We start from the raw sequence: 18,487 nt of genomic DNA, 5'->3' as shown, positions 1-18,487 counted from the left end.
AAAGTTTATTTTGCAGTTTTTTAGATTAAAAAATAAACAATAATAATAAAATTTAGTTAAAATTTAACCAACTATTATATCTAATTTACAAATGTCTGCTTTTAATATTTTGAATCCATGGCTAAACTAGCCATTAGATTATGCCAAAATTGATATTTATAATAATTCAATTATTCCATTTTTACCTAATGATTTGTAAAAATGGGCGTTTGATAATGGGTGTTTAGTGTTTATAATGAACTTTTATCTTAAAAAGTGAGATGGTTATGTCTTTTTCATTTGTTGATGATGTTCAGTTTTTAAACACAGTTGGTCAGGTCGCTCAAACAGAATTTACCCCAAAAGTTTTGGAAATTGACCAGGGCTATTATCCTTTGGCCCAAATGCAAAAATTGGGTCAAGTTGGGGTATTTGCTCCGCATCTAAATCAGTATGGCAACCGTTTGGATTTAGCGATTTTAGCAAATGCTGAAGTCGGGCGTGTGTGTGGTACGAGTGCATTTTTGACGTGGTGTCATCAGGTGTGCGGCTTGTATTTAGACCAATCAGATAATGCACTTTTAAAGGGCGAATTTTTAAACAATCACACTCTGGCTAATACATTTGGCGGCACGGCGTTGTCCAATCCAATGAAGTCTTGGGCAAATATTGAGCCCATGATTTTTCGCGCCAAAAAGGACGGTAAAAACTATCAAGTATCAGGCACATTGCCTTGGATTAGCCACATTGCTCCCAATCAATACTGCGGCGCGGTTGCTAGCGTTGAAGGCACAAATGAGCAGGTGTTTTTCTTATTAAAATTTGACCAAGAAAGAGCGAGTAAGTGGCAACTTCATCAGTGTCCAACCTTTTTAGGAATGGAAGGTTCAAGTACATGGCGAATTGAGCTTGAGAATTATCCAGTGGATGTATCCGAAGTAATTGCAAGTCCTTGCAAGGAATTTATTGAACGGATTCGGGGAGCCTTTGTGTTGATGCAAATGGGAATTGGTGCGGGAATTATTTTGGGAGCAATTGATGATATTAAGCAGTCAGCGGCAGTCAGCAACGCATTTTTGGAAGATCAGGCAGGTAATTTAATGCTTGAATTTGATGTGCTGGTCAATAAGGTATTAGGTCTTGCTAAAACACCATTTGCCACTGATAAAGATTTCTTTTTGGATGTTTTGGATGTGCGCACACAAGGAGCAATGCTAGCACTAAGAGCCACACAAGCGGCATTACTACACCAAGGAGCAAAGGGTTATGTAATGACCGCAGCCCCACAAAGACGCCTGCGAGAAGCCCAGTTTGTTGCCATCGTTACCCCTGCAATCAAACATTTGCGTTATTTGTCGCATCAGATAATGGGCGAGCCAGCAGTAAAAAGCGATTTAGAATTTCATATTTAATAAGGCACAATCATGACAATAACAACTAATTTACCAGCTGATGGACGTGGAGCATGGCGCAAATTTATTTGTCGCGCGTGTGGTTATATTTATAATGAAGAAACAGGTGACCCTGAAGATGGCATACCTGCAGGAACACGTTTTGACGATATTGCTGATGATTGGGTTTGCCCACTTTGTGGAGTGAAAAAAAGCGATTTTGAACCTTATGAAGAAGATAAGACAGCATCCGTTGCCAATACAGTTTTTTTTCAGCACAACAAAAAAGGCGTGGTTATCATTGGAGCTGGACTTGCTGGCTGGAGTGTAGTTGATGCCATTCGCGTTTTAGATAAAGAAATTCCTATTACGTTGATTTGTGCTGATAGTGGCGATCGTTATCATAAACCAATGTTGTCAGTTGCTATTAGTCAAAATAAAACACCTGCTGATTTGGTGCGCATCAGTGGTATGCAGTCTGCAATTGATAACAAAGTCAAGCTGATTGCCCACACCTATGTAACTACAATTGATAGTAATGCCAAAAGTGTACATACCACTCGTGGCAATATTGGTTATGATGATTTGGTTTTGGCAATCGGGGCAAATCCTGCCTATCCTGATGTTATCGCTAAAGAGATGGCGTGGCACATCAATCATTTAAGCCGATTTGCAGGCTTGCAAGACTGCCTAACCAATGGTAAGAAAAATATTGCCATCATTGGGGCGGGTATGATTGGTACTGAATTTGCTGAAGATTTGGTTAAAGCTGGACATCATGTAAGTTTAATTGATATACATCCAAGACCATTGGCGAGCTTATTGCCAAAAATTGCAGGTGAAAAAGTTTTGCAAGCAATTACAAAAATTGGTGTGGATTGGTTTGGCTCTAGCATGGTTAAAGAGCTGATTCAGACCAAACAAGGCTACCAAATCAGTTTACTAGATTGCCAAACTCAAACCCTAAACAACCTAATTTTTGACGAGGTGGTTGTCGCAACTGGACTTGTGGTGGATGAAAGATTGCCCGTGCGCGCAGGTGTTGCTTTTAGCAAACATACTGGCATTGCAGTCAATCCAGAAACGTTACAAACCAGCGTTCCGCATATTTACGCGCTTGGTGATTGTATTAGCATCGATGGCGTGCCTTGCCGTTATGTCGCTCCACATCGCGCCCAGGCTTTAGCAATTGCTCACGAAATACTTGGTATGGCTCACGCTGGTTATAAACACACCATTCCAATGATTCGCCTAAAAAATAAAAGTATTAATGTAACCGCCAATGGTAATCCAAAAGCTACTGGTGATTGGCAAGTGGAGAACGAGACAGCGAATGAACTTGTGATGCAAATGCGCCATCATGGCGAAGTGGTTGCTAAGGTAACCATTAAAACAGTTGAAAATTAAAACAGTTGAAAATTTGTTCATTAAAACGTTGTCAAATAAAAAACTTGCTGGCAGTCATTGAATTTTATCCATTTGGCGCATTTTATTGTATTGCTAGCAAACTTTGTGTAATAATGTAAAAATGACCCAATGTGGGTTTGGTGGAGTTAATTGGCTGAAATTTAACAAATTATTGGTCAAAACTACCACAATATGATTGTTAAAATAGAAGTATCGTTATAAGGGTAAAGTTATGCAACTCAAAAAAATTGCCCAAGCCTTTTTGGCTTTGGTTCTGACTGTCAGCGCTCATGCTGAAACGGTGCGCGTAGGCAACGTAGTATGGAATAAATCAGCATCAGGCAGTATTGATGAATTTCGCAACTTAACATATGACAATAGAGCCGGTGGCATGGTGTTTATTCGTCCATCTAGCAACAATCAGCGCGCCAAAGAGTCCAGTACCAATGTCGCTATTGATGACCGTTTTTTGGTAAGTGTTCAAGATGGGCATTATACATCTAGTGCGGTGTGTGCAGGAGCAGTGCAATTAAGTGCGGTTTCAACAGGCATTCATATTAATGATTTGTCTGCTGACCCTGTATTGGTGACAGTGCAGCCTCGACAAGTGTTGTATTTTATGATAAGTACTGACAGCGACTATCGTCCAATCTTGCAACAAGTGGATGCCAATACCGCCCGTAGTCTGCTGCAAAATACATATCGTCAAGGTCATCAAATTAGCCGTGTTGACGTCAACAACTGTCCAGAGCCTGTTATTGCGCCACCACCTGTTTATACGCCACCACCTCAAGTAAATAACCCGCCACCAGTTCGTGAAGAAGTGCCAACATTGCGTTTGGATATCCATTTTGACCATGATAAGCACAATATTAAACCTGAGTTTAAAGGCGAAATTGTCAAAGCAGCTCAATTTTTGGCAAAATACCCGGGTATGGACGCTATCATTGAGGGGCATACCGACAGCAATGGTACTGACCAATATAATATTGGTTTATCTCAACGTCGTGCCAATACTGTTCGTGAGGCACTGATTCGTGACCATGGTGTTAATCCAAGCCGTTTACGTGCGGTCGGTTATGGGGAGAGTCGTCCAATTGCTAATAATGCCACACCAGAAGGGCGTTACACTAACCGCCGTGTTATGGTTGTTATTCCACCACAATAAACCTTGAGGTTGGCTCAAAAAAAACGGCTTTATAAATAATTAAAGCCGTTTTGGTAAAATCAAACCAAGGATTGGTTCAAGAGATAAAGCATTATTTCTTTTCTTCTCGAATCTTTTTAATCAGATAATCCACTACTTGAGTCACTTTTTCATCTTCGCCTTGAACAACGTATTTGCCATGCACCACAATTGCAGGCACGCCGGTTAATTGATAGCGTTTTGCACCTTGTTTGGCACGTTCAATTTTGGTTGTTACGGCAAATGAATTGTATAGGCTGTTAAATTTGGCTTTATCCACACCATATGAGGCATACCAGTCTGCCAAAGTTTCTTGGGATTTGTCTACACGTTTGTTTTCTTTTTGGATTGTGTCAAATAAGGCTTGATGCGTTTTTTCTTCATAGCCCATTAATTGAGCAGCATAAAATCCGCGACCGGGAACTTCCCAAACTGGATTCATTACCGCAGGCGTGCGGAAAAAAGCCACATCTTTGGCTCGGGTTTTTGCCCATTTTTGCATGTGCGATTCTAAATTGTAGCAGTGTGGGCAACCATACCAAAAAAATTCACGCACTACAATCACATCACCGGCGATATTTTCAGGATTGGCAACGACTTTATAATCTTTGCCTTCTACAAAATCGGCTGCAAAAACAGACGAACTCAAACCAACCATCAATGTCAATGTTGCAATTTTAAAAGTGTGTTTCATATAACAATTTCCTAATAAGACGCAAGCGCCAAACTAACAATCTACAAATTGTGTGATTACCATGCAATTTTTATGCATTTTTTGAGCCAAATTTTAAGCAAAGCATAGTTTACCGTATTTTTTTGGTTTTGTGGTAATAGAATTCTTAATAAAGCGTTGTATTATGTAACTTTTTTCTTGCCATAAAAATCATAATGAATTGTTGTTGGTTGGTTTTGGTGGTCAAAAGTTAGTGAAAGTGGTAAGATGGACAAATTTATCAATTTGTAATTCTTGGGATTTTTATGAAAAATCAAACCACCCAAACCGTTCAGGCTGATGATATTGCCTCTGCTGCTAATGCTGATTCTGATGAAATTGGCAAATTTACCCGTTTGGCTGATGAATGGTGGGATAAAAATGGTGCATTTAAGTCATTACATGATATCAATCCATTGCGTTTAGGTTGGATTGAACAAAATATCAGTCATTTTTTTGGCACTACCTTTGCCGATAAAAAAATTGTTGATGTGGGTTGTGGCGGTGGTATTTTATCGCATGCCATGGCAGAAAAAGGGGCATCGGTTTTGGGTGTGGATTTGGGGCTTGAAAATCTCAAAGCAGCTGAAATCTATGCCAAAAAAACAGGACTGGATAAAACACTACAGTTTCGTCATATTCCAATAGAACAGCTGGCAAAAGAACAAGCGGGCAGCTTTGATGTGGTTACATGTATGGAAATGCTTGAGCATGTTCCCAACCCTAATGCAATTATCAAGGCGTGTTTTGAGCTTTTAAAGCCAAACGGCATTTGTGTCATGTCTACTATTAACCGTAATCCAAAATCGTATTTATTTGCCATCATAGGTGCTGAATATGTGTTGAGACTTGTGGATAAAGGTACGCACGATTTTCACAAATTTATCACACCTGCTGAACTGGATAAAATGGCGGTTGACTGTGGGTTTAAACGCATGGATATGACAGGATTGCATTACAACCCTATAACCAAACATTACTGGCTGTCCAATCGTAATGTCGATGTTAATTACATGATGGCATTTCAGAAAACCAATTAATAGATTTGTGGATTTATAGTAAATATGAATACAACTATGTCGCGTAAAATTCAAGCAGTATTATTTGATTTAGATGGCACATTGATTGATACGGCAGCTGATTTTATCCGTATCATTCAATTGATGTGTATAAAGTATAATCATAACTGTCCAACCAATGAAGAGATTCGTAGTCAGGTATCAGCTGGGGCAAGAGCCATGGTCAAACTGATGTTTGGCGAAGAACTTGCCAAAGTCAGTGATGAAGACCCTAAACTTTTAGCCTATCGTCAGGAATTTTTGGATTTATATGAAGCCGATATTTGTGTAGACAGTCGGTTATTTGATGGTTTTGATGAGTTATTAACCACTCTAGAAAATCAAGACATTCCATGGGGAATTGTTACGAATAAACCCAGATATCTGGCACAACAGTTATTATCTAAGTTAAATTTACACACAAGATGCAGTGTACTTGTATGTCCTGATGATGTTAAAAACACCAAGCCTGACCCAGAACCTATGCTACTAGCCAGCCAAAAACTTGGCATTGCTAGCCAAAACTGTCTGTATATAGGCGACCATGTGCGTGATATTATGGCGGGAAATGCGGCAAATATGCAAACGGTTGCTGTGAAATTTGGTTATATTGTTCCTGGTGAAACGATAGAAGATTGGGGTGCTGATTATGTGATTGACACCCCAAAGGAATTAAGTGAGTTTATTTTATCCCAAATTTAATCCAAATTACGACTGTCTTTGTCTCATCGCCTCATAAAGCACCATGCCAGTTGCTACGCTGACGTTAAGGCTTTGAGGGCGGTGCGGATTATCACTCATAGGAATGTAAACCAATACATCACAATGTTCGCGAGTAAGTCGTCGCATACCATCGCCTTCAGAACCCATCACGATGGCAACTTTGCCAGTTAAATCACAGCAATGCAGTGGTTTGGCTGTTTCATCGAGTGCCGTACCAAATATGAACACGCCAGCATCTTTTAATATGCTAAGTGTACGAGCTAAATTAGTGACTGTAATCACATCAATTGCTTCAGAACCACCAACCGATACTTTAGCGACCACAGGCGACAATCCTACGCTTTGATGGCGAGGAATGATGACTGCTGACACTCCTAAAGCCGCTGCTGTTCGTAAGCACGCCCCTAGGTTATGCGGGTCAGTGATTTGGTCTAAAATTAAAAAAAGTACATTATCTTGTTTTAGATACGCTTCTAAATGCTCATCGGTTAAAGTGGCTTTTGTGCGAGCAGACAATACCACACCTTGATGTTGATTGGATGTACAAAGTTCGGTTAATTTATCTTTTTGGGTGTTTTGAATCGCAACCCCCATATTTTTGGCTAAGTCCACAATTTCATCATGGCTTTTTTGCTGATTGTCATGAGCGATTTGGACAAATAAAGTTAAGGCGTCTTGGGGGCGGTTCTCTAAAATGGCTTTGACAGCATGAATGCCATAAAAAAAAGTACCTGATTTATTTTTTTTGGAAGATGGTTTGTGTGTCATGGCTAACTATCATAAAAATTTTACCTATTATAAAGAAAATTTAACCATTTATCTTGAAAATTTGCTTTTAACCTTTATCAAGGTAGGGATTTTAATTTAAAAAAGCTATTATTGGAGAAAACCATGTCAGAGCCAACGCCAAATGAAACGGTCAGCACTCAAAATGAACCTTTGGAGCTAAATGAGCAAACTACAGAAGAAAGCCAATTGCAGGCACTGATTAGTACCATTGAAAAGCTTGAACAAGATGTTAAAGACGCCAAAGAAAGTGCTGCTCGTGCTAACGCTGAAAGCTATAATGCTCAGCGCCGTATGGAGCAAGAAACTGATAAGGCTAAAAAATTTGCGTTACAAAAATTTGCCAAAGAACTTTTGGATGTGGTGGATAACCTGGAGCGTGCTATTGCTAGTATTACTGACGATGCCGCTAAAGAAGGTGTTGAACTTACCCATAAGTCATTACTTGGTGTGTTGGAAAAAAATGGCGTGGTAGCAGTTGGTCAAGTGGGTGACCCCTTTAATCCTGATGTACACGAAGCAGTGGGTATTTTCCCAGATGCTGAAAAAGATGTTATTGGGCAAGTTTTACAAAAAGGCTATACCTTAAACGAACGTACGCTTCGTCCTGCAATGGTGATGGTGGGGGCATAAATGAAAAGACTCGCTTTATTTACGTTTGTTTTGCTGTGTACATCAGTTGATGCCAAACCATCAATTACACAAACTCAGGCTTTACAGATTTTTAAAGCAGGTCAATATACAGGTAAATTTAACCCCAAAAATTTGACCAGCACAAGTTGTGAAATGCTTGATAATGAAAAACATTGCACGGTTGCTCGCATTGAGTTTTATAAAGACATCAATGGCGACGGTAAAAAAGAAGCCTTGATTATTGATGAGGCTCAAACTATCTACGCGTATGGCAATACAGGGCAGGCGTTTACGCTGTTATCTCAAGACAAGTCAGGTTTTCGTGAGATTGCAAGTGAGATTGCCATTCCAAAATTATTAAAAACCAAAGGTAAAAACGGTTATCCCGATATAGAATTGGGCGGTCCAGGTTTTTGTTTTTCGGTACTACGTTACAATGGCAAAATTTATCAGCATCATCGTTTTGAATACGAAGGTAAGGCATGTAAATAAACCCTTGAGGTTTTGTTGTTAAATTTCAAGTGATTGGTATGAATAAAAATTTTTTTAAAAAACTTTAAAAATTCTCTTGAAAAGCACAAAATCACACAAATATAGCAAATAATAAATAATTTAGCTTCACAAATAAATAAATTTGTCAAGTTCTAAATTTACAAACAATTGAACAAACTGGAGAAAGATTATGGGTAAAGTAATTGGTATTGACTTAGGTACAACCAACTCTTGCGTATCTGTACTGGAAAATGGCAATGTTAAAGTAATTGAAAACTCAGAAGGTGCTAGAACCACCCCGTCAATCGTTGCTTTTAAAGATGGTGAGATTTTGGTCGGTCAAGCAGCAAAACGTCAAGCTGTAACCAATCCTCAAAATACGTTATTTGCAGTAAAACGCTTAATTGGTCGCCGTTATGATGAGCAGGCAGTGCAAAAAGACATCGGTCTTGTGCCTTACAAAATTGTTAAAGCTGATAACGGTGATGCGTGGGTTGAAGTAAATGGTAAAAAACAAGCGCCACCGCAAATCTCTGCTGAAGTTTTGAAAAAAATGAAAAAAACTGCAGAAGATTATTTAGGTGAGACAGTGACAGAAGCTGTGGTTACCGTGCCTGCCTACTTCAATGACAGCCAACGTCAAGCTACTAAAGATGCAGGTCGTATTGCAGGTTTGGACGTAAAACGTATCATCAACGAACCAACCGCTGCTGCACTTGCGTTTGGTATGGATAAAAAAGAAGGCGACCGTACCATTGCTGTTTATGACTTAGGTGGCGGTACATTTGACGTATCCATCATTGAGATTGCTGATGTTGATGGTGAGCAACAATTTGAAGTATTATCCACCAATGGTGATACCTTCTTGGGCGGTGAAGATTTTGACATTGCTTTAATTGATTACTTGGTAGAAGAATTCAAAAAAGAACAAGATGTTAATTTAAAAGGCGACCCGCTAGCGATGCAGCGCCTAAAAGAAGCTGCTGAAAAAGCTAAAATTGAGCTGTCATCAGCAACCAGCACTGAGATAAACTTACCTTATATTACCGCAGATGCAACGGGTCCAAAACATTTGGTGATTAATATTAGTCGTGCTAAATTAGAAGCATTGACTGAAGAATTGGTTGCGCGTACCATTGCTCCTTGTAAAATTGCTTTATCAGATGCAGGTTTATCAGCATCTGAAATTGACGATGTGATTTTGGTAGGTGGTCAAAGCCGTATGCCACTTGTCCAACAAAAAGTACAAGAATTCTTTGGCAAAGAGCCAAGAAAAGACGTGAACCCTGATGAAGCTGTTGCAATGGGTGCAGCTATTCAAGGTGCGGTGTTGTCAGGTGATAAAAAAGACGTGCTGTTGCTTGATGTAACGCCACTAACTTTAGGTATTGAAACCATGGGTGGGGTGATGACTGCCATCATTGAGAAAAACACCATGATTCCAACCAAAAAATCTCAGGTGTTCTCAACGGCTGCGGATAACCAACCTGCTGTATCAATTCAGGTGTACCAAGGTGAGCGTAAAATTGCCAACCAAAATAAACTTTTGGGCAACTTTGACTTGACAGATATTCCACCAGCGCCGCGCGGTGTGCCACAGATTGAAGTAACCTTTGATATTAATGCTGATGGCATTATGAATATTTCTGCTAAAGACAAAGGTACGGGTAAGTCACAATCCATTCAAATCAAAGCTGATAGCGGTTTGTCAGATGAAGAGATTGAACAAATGGTGCGTGATGCCGAAGCTAACGCTGAAGCTGATAAGAAATTTGCAGAATTGGCAAATTCGCGCAATGAAGCTGATGGGCGCATCGCAGCAGTACAAAAAGCGTTAAAAGAAAATGATGATAAAGTTACTGAATATGCAAAACAAGCGGTAGAAAATGCCATTAAAGAGCTTGAGCTTGCTACTAAAGAAGATGATGTAGAAGCTATCAAAACTAAACTAGAAGCTTTAGATAATGCATTCTTACCAGTTGCATCTAAGATTTATAGTCAAGAAGGTGCAAACCCTGCTGATTTTGCTGGACAAGCAGGCGCACAAGCAAATACTCAAAAAGCCGATGATGGCGTAGTAGATGCCGAGTTTACTGAAGTAAAAGATGATAAAAATAATCATCAGTGATTAAAAAACACCGCCATTGAGCGGTGTTTTTTTATGTTGATTATTTTATGAGGTTTTTAAACTCAGGTTTGGGATTAACCATGTTTTAATTGACGTGGACGAAATCCCGTTGCCAAAAGCACTATGGCATAAACCGCCGCACCAAGAACGCACAAAGCAGATAATACAGCAATTTTTATCCAAATTGTTCCCGTTTCTGGATAAAAAGGCAATGCAGCGTACAAACTAGCAACCATAGCGGTTGTTGCCGCCGCAAATTGCATCCCCATCTTTCGCCAGTGTCTGCCAAATTGCCAAATATTATTTTTGTGTAAGCAGTAATATAGTAGTCCAGCGTTCACAAAACTGGCAGCCGTTGCTCCAAGTGCTAAACCGCCATGCAAAGGTAAATTTGCCAAATAAAAAACACCAATAAAAATGACACTAAAAATCATATTGGCAAAAACAGCAATAATGCCAATTTTTACAGGTGTTTTGGTGTCTTGACGAGCAAAAAAAGCAGGTGCAAATATTTTAATCAACATAAATCCTAAAATACCGCCCGCCATGCTTTTTAGGGCAAGCCCGCTGTTGATGGCATCAGTATGGCTAAATTCGCCACGTACAAACAAGGCATTCATTAAAACATCTGACAGAACAAACATTGCAAAACTGGCAGGCAGTCCAATAAGAATAATTAATCGAGCCGCCCAATCAAGCGTCTTGGTAAATTCTTGATGGTCAGCTTTGGCGCAGCTGGCTGATAAACTTGGTAGAATGACTGTGCCGATTGCAACGCCAATCAAACCTAAGGGCAGTTCGCTCAAACGTTCGGCCGCGTATAACCATGATACTGAACCATTGACCATTTTACTGGCAAAAATGGTATTTAATAATAGGTTGATTTGGGTAACCGAAACCCCAAAAATTGCGGGCAGCATTAATGTTAAAATGCGTTTTACCCCTTCGTGTTGAAAATTGATTTTTGGAGCAACCAGAAGTTTTTGACGGTATAAATCGGGAAGCTGAATCACCAGCTGTAAAATCCCTGAAACTGCAACCGCATAGCCTAGAGCCATAATAGGCTTATCCAGCATTGGCGCCAAAATCAGCGCTCCAATAATCATTGATATGTTTAGCAAGACAGGCGCAAAGGCAGGCGGTGCAAATTTACCATAGCTTTGTAAAATACTGCCAAAGAATGCCGTCATAGAAATGAAAAATAAATATGGAAAGGTAAGTCGTAAAAGTTCGGTTGCCGCTTCAAATTTTTGGTTATCATCAATAAATCCGGGGGCAAATACTTGTATGACCCAAGGAGCAATGGCAATCACTGCAACTGTTAAAATCAGCAAAATTAAACTTAATACACCTGAAACACAGCTGATTAAAATTTGTACTTGAGCTAGATTTTTGGTTTCTTTATATTGGGATAACACAGGCACAAATGCTTGAGAAAATGCACCTTCAGCAAATAGACGACGCAGAAAATTGGGGATTTTAAAGGCGACCAAAAACGCATCCATCAAGCCGCCTGCACCAAAAACGCTCATCAATACCACATCACGCACCAGACCTAAAATTCGCGACAGCATAGTCATAGCGCTGACAATAAAAGTAGAACGAAAAAGCCGAGATTTAGCCATAAAAAATTCTTAAAAAAATCTTAAAATCAATAAATAATATAAAAATCAATCCATTGGATTGGTGTTTTTGAGTAGTTTATCAATCAATAGACGCAGTTTTTGCCAGTCAAAATATTGTCCCGGGTCAGTTTTGCGAGCTGGAGCAATGTCGCTATGTCCCATTAGGTGTCGATAAGTGGCTGGATATTCTTGATAAATGGCAACAATTGCTAAAGCTAGTGTTTGATACTGGCATTCTTCAAAAGGTGTATAATCATCCCCTTCAAGTTCAATACCAATGGTAAAATCATTGCAATTTTGTCGACCCAAGTAACTGGATTGACCAGCGTGCCATGCTCTATCATTAAAATTAACAAATTGAGTGATATTGCCATCTCTTTCTATGAATAAATGAGCAGATACCTGCAAATCTTTGATGGTTTTAAAATAAGTGTGGTCGTTTGGGTTCAGCTGATTTTGAAAAAAAGCCTTAACATAATGTGTGCCATTTTTATCATTTTGCCCAAATTGACTGGGCGGTAGGCTGATATTATGAATGACGATGCCACTGATTTCTGGTGCGTTATTTTTTGTAGGTCTTTGGTTAAAATTGGGTGAAGCGATGTAGGTTGCTTCAGCTAAGCGACCGTTTTTGATGGTAAAATGTTTCATTGGTCAGTAGATATTGTTTGTATTGTATTGATAAAATGGTGAAATTGATAAAAGATTGTTATTTTATCAAAGCTGGCTTATGTTGCAACCAAAAAAGGAAGATTGATGACTGTTATCACATTTGCTAAAAAACCATTGGCTATTTTGCTGCTGTCTTTGCCTATGTTGACAAATGCTCAACCCACCGCTCATGGTTTAACAGATGGTTTGGCGCTAAATCCTGAAATTTTAAAACTGGCAAAATCAAATCAAATCTTACCACAAAGTCAGATGCAGTTTGGGCTGACCGATAGCCAGCTTGAAAATTTAAGCCAACACATTATTTGGAAACGATTGTTGTTGGCAAACAACGGTCAAAGTAAAATCAAGGATAGCCAATTTTTTTTAGCTAAAGATGGACAACAAAACCCAAAAAACGAATTGATTGCAATGTTAAATGCCATGCAACAAGGTGATGACAAACAGGTCTGTCGTTTTGTTGCTCGAGCACATTTTTTGGATAAGCAGCTTGCTAAGCTGGGCATTGTATCAGGTTTTGATGAAAACCGCTGTAGTGATTTTGTTGCTTGGAAAGACAACTTATCAGGGCGTGGGTTATCACTAATTTTTGCAGAAGAACATCCAAATTCTTTAGGGTCGGCTTTTGCTCACGCTTTTTTAAAATTAGATACCGCCAAAAGCATCACAAGCCAACAAGAAAAAGATGCCATTGCAATTAATTACAGCAGTTTGCGTCCAAATGATACCTCAAATGGCGCAATGATGGCAGTTAAATCGATGTTTGGTAAATATGATAGTGGACTTGAGTTTTTTGATTACCAAACAAAAAAGGATGAATATATTGTCAAAGGAGAGCGCGATATTTGGCAATATCAAATTAAATTAAGCCAAGATGAGCTAGACCAGATTATCCGTCATTTATGGGAAACTAAAGCCATCAAACGCAAATATTTTTTTACTCATGATAATTGTGCTACTGAAATTGTGCGTTTGATTGACGTTGTTCGTGAGGATAAAGACATTGCCAAAGATATGGGAAAAATTGTGGTTCCATCAAAAATTGCTAAAATTTTAGCAAATCATGACATGATTAGCCAAACTATTTTTGTTCCATCAAATGCCACACTACGTCAAGCTAAGCTAAATAATGGCGCTGATTTTGATTTTTATAAATTACAGCCCAATCAAAATAACCCAATAAATGCGGCGCCAACTCATAGAATTTCAGCAATGATTGGTTATGACCACAACAACAATCATGATGGTGCAATTTATGGCGTATCGGTGCGTTCAGCGTATCAGGATTTATTAGATAGCCCCAAGGGCGTGCGTAAATTTTTGGATGTTGAATTGATGAGTTTTGATGCAACTTTTAATGATAAGGATAAGCTGCATTTGGATAAATTAACCATTTTTTCTACACGAAGCTACAATCCAAGTAACAGCGCCAAAAACAACCCAAATCCTAAAAAAAACAATAAACCTGTACCGGCTTGGGGACTGCATTTAAATTTATTGCAAGTTACCGATGCCAGCAGCAAAAATAACGACCATCATTTGGTTTTAAATACCCGTTTAGAAAAGGGCAAATCTTGGACAATTGGACAAGCTTCTGACAATTCAGGTGATTTGGCGGATACTTTGTGTTATACATTTTTAGGAGCAGGCGGGCAGTTTGGAAAATTAAATCAAGGTTATCGCGTTGGTGCTGGTGCAAATTTGGGCTGTGTGCGCTATGTTAATGATAATCTTCGAGTGATTGGGGAGCTTGATTTGCCGTATTGGTATCATTATGATAAAGCAAATAATCGTTCGGGCTATCTTCAGCCGTCGCTTGCTTTAGGTGTGCAGTATGATTTTAATACTAAAAATGCTCTGCGTTTAACCACAAACATTCAAAAAAATCATGATGATAATCAAACCGATGTAAAACTGCATTATATGAAGTATTTTTAATAAAAAAATCCCCCATTTATTTTTTGAATGGGGGAATTTTTGGTTGATTGGATTTATTTTTTAATTAGCGACGTTGAGCCATCCGCATTTTGTACACGACGATACACAGCAGGCTGATTGTCAGAATTATTAGGGCTGTTTTGATTAAGAGACCCCCGAGTAATACTGATAACAGGCTGAACGGTTTTTGTGGTGCTGATGGTGGTGGTTTGGGTACTTGGCATTTCTGGCGCTGCAGATAAATGTACGTTTGCACCATTATTTGGTGCCTTATTTCCCATGATTAAGCGGTAAAATTTTTGTCCAGCACGCCCATCAGCAGGCATACCAATTTTGCGCTGATAGTCCATAATTGCTTTTCGGGTGCCATCGCCAATAATGCCATCGACATTACCAATATCATAGCCAGCATTAATAAGCGCTTGCTGAATTTCTTTGGTTTCACGTCGTCCAATACCCGCATCGTCTGTAGGCCATGGGGTAGCAAAATCAGTATTGGTGCTGTTGGTTTCTAATAACGTGGATAGATGAGCAATGGCAAGCGCATAGCTTTCGGATGCATTATAAGAATAAAACGTATCAAAATTTTTCCCTACCAAAAAAGCAGGTCCATGTTTGCCTGCTGGTAATAGCAGTCCAGCTTGAGACATATTGCTTGGCAGGCGACTGCCATCGGGTAGGGTAATGCCCATATTTCGCCAGTAATCTATAGTTTTTTTGTTTGTACGACCACTTGCGCCACTGTAGCCATTTAATTTAACTTCATAACCCCAAGGTTCCCCAGATTTATAACCGCTTTTGACTAAAAAGTTAGCGGTGCTAGCCAAAGCGTCTGCTTTGCTGTTGACTAAATCTTTGCGACCATCGCCATCAAAATCAACCGCCAAACGTAAAAAAGTGCTTGGCATAAACTGGGTTTGACCAAAAGCACCCGCCCATGAACCTGTCATATCTTGGGGGCGAATATCGCCATTTTGAACGATTTTTAAGGCGGCAGCATATTCACTGCGAAAATAAGATTGGCGACGGTCAAAGCAAGATAAAGTTGCCAAGCTATCAAATAGATTTTTTTTGCCTAAAGTTTGACCAAAATTAGATTCAACTCCCCAAACGCCTAAAACGTGTTCAGGTTTTACGCCAAAATGAGCTTCAATGCGACGCAAGACTTCGGCTTGTTCGGCTTTAGCTTTTAGACCATCAGCGACACGCTCACTATCCACTAAAGATGCGTGATAGTCCCAAACGGCTTTTTTAAATTCTGGCTGATAATTGAGTGAACGAATCACCGTTGGGTCGGGCTGACTTGGGCGATATTGTTCAAACATTGAGCTTGATACCCCTTTAAAGGTGGCAGAGTTTTTTAGTCCCGTCAAACAAGATTGGAAATGACTGTTTGATAAATTTGGTAAATCATCCGCTAAAGCAGGTGTAGAAAGACTAATCAATAGTAAACTAAGAAATTTAGAGGTATTTTTCATCATCATCAACATAAATTATAAGATTAAAAACTAATGGTACAAAATTCTTGGATAATTACAAGGCGAAAACGTGAAAAACTACATTTATGTAAGAATTTGGTAAGATTATTTCAAATGGCTTTTTCCAAAATAAGATAAAAAATGTTAAAATGCCGCTTTTGTTAAAATACCATGAAACCCGATATTTTATTTACTACCCCCTTGGATAAAGATGCTCGCTTTTCGTTTGATGAACAAGTGGTGGCATGTTTTCCTGATATGATTCGCCGTAGTGTTCCCGGTTATGGTCAAGTTTTATCGATGTTGCCAATTTTTGCTCGTCGCCATTTGGGATTTCGTCAAATGCTTGGTGATAAAAAGGTAAGCAGAATTTATGATTTGGGAACGTCTTTGGGGGCAGTGCTGTTTAGTTTAGCGGCTGAATTTTGTCCTGATGATTTGGATTTGATTGGTGTGGATATTTCTAAACCAATGACCAATAAAGCGCGTGCACTGTTAAAAGAACATTATCCACATCATCACATTACCATCATAGAACAAGACATCAATCAAGTGCAATTGCAAGAATGTGATATGATTGTACTGAATTTAACCTTGCAATTTTTACCGCCTGATACTCGACTTGAGTTATTGCAAAAATGCCATCAATCACTGGCAAAAGGTGGCATTTTAATTCTAACAGAAAAAATACATTTGCAAAACGAAGAAGATGATGCTTGGCAAGTTGAGCGTTACTATGATTTTAAACGCGCCAATGGCTACAGTGAATTGGAAATTAGTGGCAAAAGAAACGCTTTAGAAAATGTACTGATTACTGATACCAAAGATACTCATTATCAAAGATTACATCAAGCAGGGTTTGAACGTGTTTTATCATGGTTTAGTTTTTTAAATTTTACGTCAATGATTGCATTTAAATAGTGTTTAATTCCCAATATTTATTTGATACCATGAAAAATAATACCATCCATCAAGCCGAAACCGCTGTCTATTTATACTTATTACAGCTTGCCAAACATCAATCAAATGCCAATTTGTGGCTTGAAAAATTGCCATCTTGGCTGCTTGCCATTAAAGATAAAAGCCGTTATGCGCATGCGCCATTTTATGCCTCTATAATTGAAAAACTGCCCAGACTGCAAACTGTTAAAGTAAATTTTATAGACAAGGTAGAAATCATAGGCGATTGGCAGGATAGCGATTTTAAAAAAGCTCAAAACTTACTAAAAAATCTAATGCCGTGGCGAAAGGGTCCTTTTTTTATTGGCGATGGTATAGACAAACACATGCATATAGATACTGAATGGCGCAGTGATTTTAAGTGGAATAGAGTATCAGCTCATTTGGATTTGGTAGGTAAACGAATTTTGGATGTTGGTGGCGGTTCGGGTTATCACGGTTTTCGCATGATGGGGGCGGGCGCAAAATCGGTGGTAGTTATTGACCCGTCCTGCTTATTCTATCATCAATTTATGGCAATCAAACATTTCTCTGGTGAACAAAATATCCATTTTTTACCAGTAGCACTTGAGCAGCTTCCTGCATCAGAATTTTTTGATACAGTGTTTAGTATGGGAGTTTTGTATCACCGAATGTCGCCTTTTGAGCATTTAGAACAGCTAAAAAGCCAGTTAAAAAAAGGCGGAACTTTGGTTCTTGAGACTTTGGTAGTGGATGGTGATAATAACACTGTGCTTGTGCCACAAAATCGCTACGCTCAAATGAATAATGTTTATTTTTTGCCATCTGTATCAGCACTTAAAATCTGGCTAAAAAAGACAGGATTTTATGAGATAACATGCGTGGATATTGACCAAACAAGCATCAAAGAGCAACGCGCAACCGATTGGATGACTTATCATTCTTTGGCGGATTTTTTAGACAAAAAAGACCCTAACTTAACTGTAGAAGGTCATCCTGCCCCAAAACGAGCGGTCATCCTCGCAAAAAAATAAACACGATTTAATTTGAAAGTTATTTTAAAAACCACTCAATGGCAACCTCAATCAATCCTTTTGCCAAAAACCCTACACAGCCAGTTCCTAGCGCCACAAAAATCCAAAAAGTTCCTGCCTTACCTGCTTTGGATTTTTTGGCGATATCCCACATAATAAAAAATAAAAAACCAATAAATAGCGGTAACAATCCATAAAGACCAATTTTTACAATCATGGCTTCAGAAATGGCAAAAATCATAATTATCCCCAAAATCTGTGTGGCTTCTTTTTATTTACATTGATTATTACAAAACTTTATTTAGATTATAACAGATTTGTTTATCA

17 protein-coding genes are annotated in these 18,487 nt (G+C 38.9%); 11 read left to right on the top strand and 6 right to left on the bottom strand.

The genetic code is table 11. The features are described 5' to 3' along the window. Nucleotides 1–266 precede the first annotated feature (266 nt). From ACZBKJ_RS01535 to ACZBKJ_RS01525, 3 genes are all read left to right on the top strand, one after another. Nucleotides 267–1,391: an acyl-CoA dehydrogenase family protein gene (locus ACZBKJ_RS01535; protein WP_463199158.1), complete on the top strand. Its 1,125-nt coding sequence runs from the start codon at nucleotides 267–269 to the stop codon at nucleotides 1,389–1,391. A 12-nt stretch (nucleotides 1,392–1,403) separates the two neighbouring features. Continuing rightward, complete coding sequence (locus ACZBKJ_RS01530; RefSeq protein WP_463199157.1) at nucleotides 1,404–2,777, top strand: FAD-dependent oxidoreductase; 1,374 nt, start codon at nucleotides 1,404–1,406, stop codon at nucleotides 2,775–2,777. 232 nt (nucleotides 2,778–3,009) lie between these two features. Next, nucleotides 3,010–3,945, top strand: a complete 936-nt coding sequence (locus ACZBKJ_RS01525; protein ID WP_463199156.1) for an OmpA family protein — start codon at nucleotides 3,010–3,012, stop codon at nucleotides 3,943–3,945. 91 nt (nucleotides 3,946–4,036) lie between these two features. Here ACZBKJ_RS01525 and ACZBKJ_RS01520 read toward each other — a convergent pair whose 3' ends face one another. Continuing rightward, complete coding sequence (locus ACZBKJ_RS01520) at nucleotides 4,037–4,657, bottom strand: thiol:disulfide interchange protein DsbA/DsbL (RefSeq protein ID WP_463199155.1); 621 nt, start codon at nucleotides 4,655–4,657, stop codon at nucleotides 4,037–4,039. Between the two features lie 284 nt (nucleotides 4,658–4,941). Here ACZBKJ_RS01520 and ubiG point away from each other — a divergent pair, with 284 nt between their 5' ends. Together ubiG and ACZBKJ_RS01510 are read left to right on the top strand one after the other, a co-directional pair. Next, nucleotides 4,942–5,715 carry a bifunctional 2-polyprenyl-6-hydroxyphenol methylase/3-demethylubiquinol 3-O-methyltransferase UbiG gene (gene ubiG, locus ACZBKJ_RS01515; RefSeq protein ID WP_463199154.1) on the top strand — a complete coding sequence of 258 codons (774 nt, stop codon included), beginning with the start codon at nucleotides 4,942–4,944 and terminating at the stop codon, nucleotides 5,713–5,715. Nucleotides 5,716–5,751: 36 nt separating this feature from the next. Then, nucleotides 5,752–6,435: an HAD family hydrolase gene (locus ACZBKJ_RS01510; RefSeq protein ID WP_463199268.1), complete on the top strand. Its 684-nt coding sequence runs from the start codon at nucleotides 5,752–5,754 to the stop codon at nucleotides 6,433–6,435. A gap of 6 nt (nucleotides 6,436–6,441) precedes the next feature. Here ACZBKJ_RS01510 and rlmB read toward each other — a convergent pair whose 3' ends face one another. After that, the gene (gene rlmB / locus ACZBKJ_RS01505) at nucleotides 6,442–7,224 is read right to left on the bottom strand and encodes a 23S rRNA (guanosine(2251)-2'-O)-methyltransferase RlmB (RefSeq protein ID WP_463199153.1); all 783 of its coding nucleotides are present in this window, start codon (nucleotides 7,222–7,224) and stop codon (nucleotides 6,442–6,444) included. A gap of 123 nt (nucleotides 7,225–7,347) precedes the next feature. On the opposite strand from rlmB, the gene grpE reads away from it, so the two are divergent. The 3 genes from grpE (at nucleotide 7,348) to dnaK (ending at nucleotide 10,495) form a co-directional block, all read left to right on the top strand. After that, nucleotides 7,348–7,875 carry a nucleotide exchange factor GrpE gene (grpE, locus tag ACZBKJ_RS01500; RefSeq protein ID WP_463199152.1) on the top strand — a complete coding sequence of 176 codons (528 nt, stop codon included), beginning with the start codon at nucleotides 7,348–7,350 and terminating at the stop codon, nucleotides 7,873–7,875. Further along, nucleotides 7,876–8,367, top strand: a complete 492-nt coding sequence (locus ACZBKJ_RS01495; protein WP_463199151.1) for a hypothetical protein — start codon at nucleotides 7,876–7,878, stop codon at nucleotides 8,365–8,367. It abuts the gene before it with no gap. Between the two features lie 190 nt (nucleotides 8,368–8,557). Next, nucleotides 8,558–10,495 (top strand): molecular chaperone DnaK, encoded by a 1,938-nt coding sequence (dnaK, locus tag ACZBKJ_RS01490; protein WP_463199150.1) that lies wholly within the window; start codon nucleotides 8,558–8,560, stop codon nucleotides 10,493–10,495. 74 nt (nucleotides 10,496–10,569) lie between these two features. Here the strand turns inward: dnaK and murJ are convergent, their stop codons facing one another. Further along, nucleotides 10,570–12,120, bottom strand: coding sequence for a murein biosynthesis integral membrane protein MurJ (gene murJ / locus ACZBKJ_RS01485; protein ID WP_463199149.1), 1,551 nt, complete (start codon nucleotides 12,118–12,120; stop codon nucleotides 10,570–10,572). A 45-nt stretch (nucleotides 12,121–12,165) separates the two neighbouring features. Beyond that, nucleotides 12,166–12,771, bottom strand: coding sequence for a 1,6-anhydro-N-acetylmuramyl-L-alanine amidase AmpD (gene ampD, locus ACZBKJ_RS01480; protein ID WP_463199148.1), 606 nt, complete (start codon nucleotides 12,769–12,771; stop codon nucleotides 12,166–12,168). 105 nt (nucleotides 12,772–12,876) lie between these two features. Here ampD and ACZBKJ_RS01475 point away from each other — a divergent pair, with 105 nt between their 5' ends. Continuing rightward, the gene (locus ACZBKJ_RS01475) at nucleotides 12,877–14,727 is read left to right on the top strand and encodes a DUF7840 domain-containing protein (RefSeq protein WP_463199147.1); all 1,851 of its coding nucleotides are present in this window, start codon (nucleotides 12,877–12,879) and stop codon (nucleotides 14,725–14,727) included. Nucleotides 14,728–14,780: 53 nt separating this feature from the next. On the opposite strand, the gene ACZBKJ_RS01470 is transcribed toward ACZBKJ_RS01475, so the two are convergent. Continuing rightward, nucleotides 14,781–16,208 (bottom strand): lytic murein transglycosylase, encoded by a 1,428-nt coding sequence (locus ACZBKJ_RS01470; RefSeq protein WP_463199146.1) that lies wholly within the window; start codon nucleotides 16,206–16,208, stop codon nucleotides 14,781–14,783. A gap of 168 nt (nucleotides 16,209–16,376) precedes the next feature. On the opposite strand from ACZBKJ_RS01470, the gene cmoA reads away from it, so the two are divergent. Both cmoA and cmoB read left to right on the top strand, forming a co-directional pair. Beyond that, complete coding sequence (gene cmoA / locus ACZBKJ_RS01465) at nucleotides 16,377–17,126, top strand: carboxy-S-adenosyl-L-methionine synthase CmoA (protein ID WP_463199145.1); 750 nt, start codon at nucleotides 16,377–16,379, stop codon at nucleotides 17,124–17,126. Between the two features lie 29 nt (nucleotides 17,127–17,155). Beyond that, nucleotides 17,156–18,160, top strand: a complete 1,005-nt coding sequence (gene cmoB, locus ACZBKJ_RS01460) for a tRNA 5-methoxyuridine(34)/uridine 5-oxyacetic acid(34) synthase CmoB (protein WP_463199144.1) — start codon at nucleotides 17,156–17,158, stop codon at nucleotides 18,158–18,160. A gap of 19 nt (nucleotides 18,161–18,179) precedes the next feature. Here the strand turns inward: cmoB and ACZBKJ_RS01455 are convergent, their stop codons facing one another. Continuing rightward, complete coding sequence (locus ACZBKJ_RS01455) at nucleotides 18,180–18,401, bottom strand: DUF2788 domain-containing protein (protein WP_463199143.1); 222 nt, start codon at nucleotides 18,399–18,401, stop codon at nucleotides 18,180–18,182. Between the last annotated feature and the right edge of the window lie 86 nt (nucleotides 18,402–18,487).

The sequence above is a fragment of the Moraxella sp. I5G genome (assembly GCF_055193055.1).
Note: the sequence above shows the minus strand (reverse complement) of the source record. Positions and strands in the feature narration are given on the sequence as shown.

Excerpts from the sequence above, each read along its gene's own strand:
- ACZBKJ_RS01535 (WP_463199158.1), top strand. The coding sequence starts at position 267 with ATGTCTTTTTCATTTGTTGATGATGTTCAGTTTTTAAACACAGTTGGT.
- ACZBKJ_RS01530 (WP_463199157.1), top strand. The coding sequence starts at position 1,404 with ATGACAATAACAACTAATTTACCAGCTGATGGACGTGGAGCATGGCGC.
- ACZBKJ_RS01525 (WP_463199156.1), top strand. The coding sequence starts at position 3,010 with ATGCAACTCAAAAAAATTGCCCAAGCCTTTTTGGCTTTGGTTCTGACT.
- ACZBKJ_RS01520 (WP_463199155.1), bottom strand. The coding sequence starts at position 4,657 with ATGAAACACACTTTTAAAATTGCAACATTGACATTGATGGTTGGTTTG.
- ubiG (WP_463199154.1), top strand. The coding sequence starts at position 4,942 with ATGAAAAATCAAACCACCCAAACCGTTCAGGCTGATGATATTGCCTCT.
- ACZBKJ_RS01510 (WP_463199268.1), top strand. The coding sequence starts at position 5,752 with ATGTCGCGTAAAATTCAAGCAGTATTATTTGATTTAGATGGCACATTG.
- rlmB (WP_463199153.1), bottom strand. The coding sequence starts at position 7,224 with ATGACACACAAACCATCTTCCAAAAAAAATAAATCAGGTACTTTTTTT.
- grpE (WP_463199152.1), top strand. The coding sequence starts at position 7,348 with ATGTCAGAGCCAACGCCAAATGAAACGGTCAGCACTCAAAATGAACCT.
- ACZBKJ_RS01495 (WP_463199151.1), top strand. The coding sequence starts at position 7,876 with ATGAAAAGACTCGCTTTATTTACGTTTGTTTTGCTGTGTACATCAGTT.
- dnaK (WP_463199150.1), top strand. The coding sequence starts at position 8,558 with ATGGGTAAAGTAATTGGTATTGACTTAGGTACAACCAACTCTTGCGTA.
- murJ (WP_463199149.1), bottom strand. The coding sequence starts at position 12,120 with ATGGCTAAATCTCGGCTTTTTCGTTCTACTTTTATTGTCAGCGCTATG.
- ampD (WP_463199148.1), bottom strand. The coding sequence starts at position 12,771 with ATGAAACATTTTACCATCAAAAACGGTCGCTTAGCTGAAGCAACCTAC.
- ACZBKJ_RS01475 (WP_463199147.1), top strand. The coding sequence starts at position 12,877 with ATGACTGTTATCACATTTGCTAAAAAACCATTGGCTATTTTGCTGCTG.
- ACZBKJ_RS01470 (WP_463199146.1), bottom strand. The coding sequence starts at position 16,208 with ATGATGAAAAATACCTCTAAATTTCTTAGTTTACTATTGATTAGTCTT.
- cmoA (WP_463199145.1), top strand. The coding sequence starts at position 16,377 with ATGAAACCCGATATTTTATTTACTACCCCCTTGGATAAAGATGCTCGC.
- cmoB (WP_463199144.1), top strand. The coding sequence starts at position 17,156 with ATGAAAAATAATACCATCCATCAAGCCGAAACCGCTGTCTATTTATAC.
- ACZBKJ_RS01455 (WP_463199143.1), bottom strand. The coding sequence starts at position 18,401 with ATGATTTTTGCCATTTCTGAAGCCATGATTGTAAAAATTGGTCTTTAT.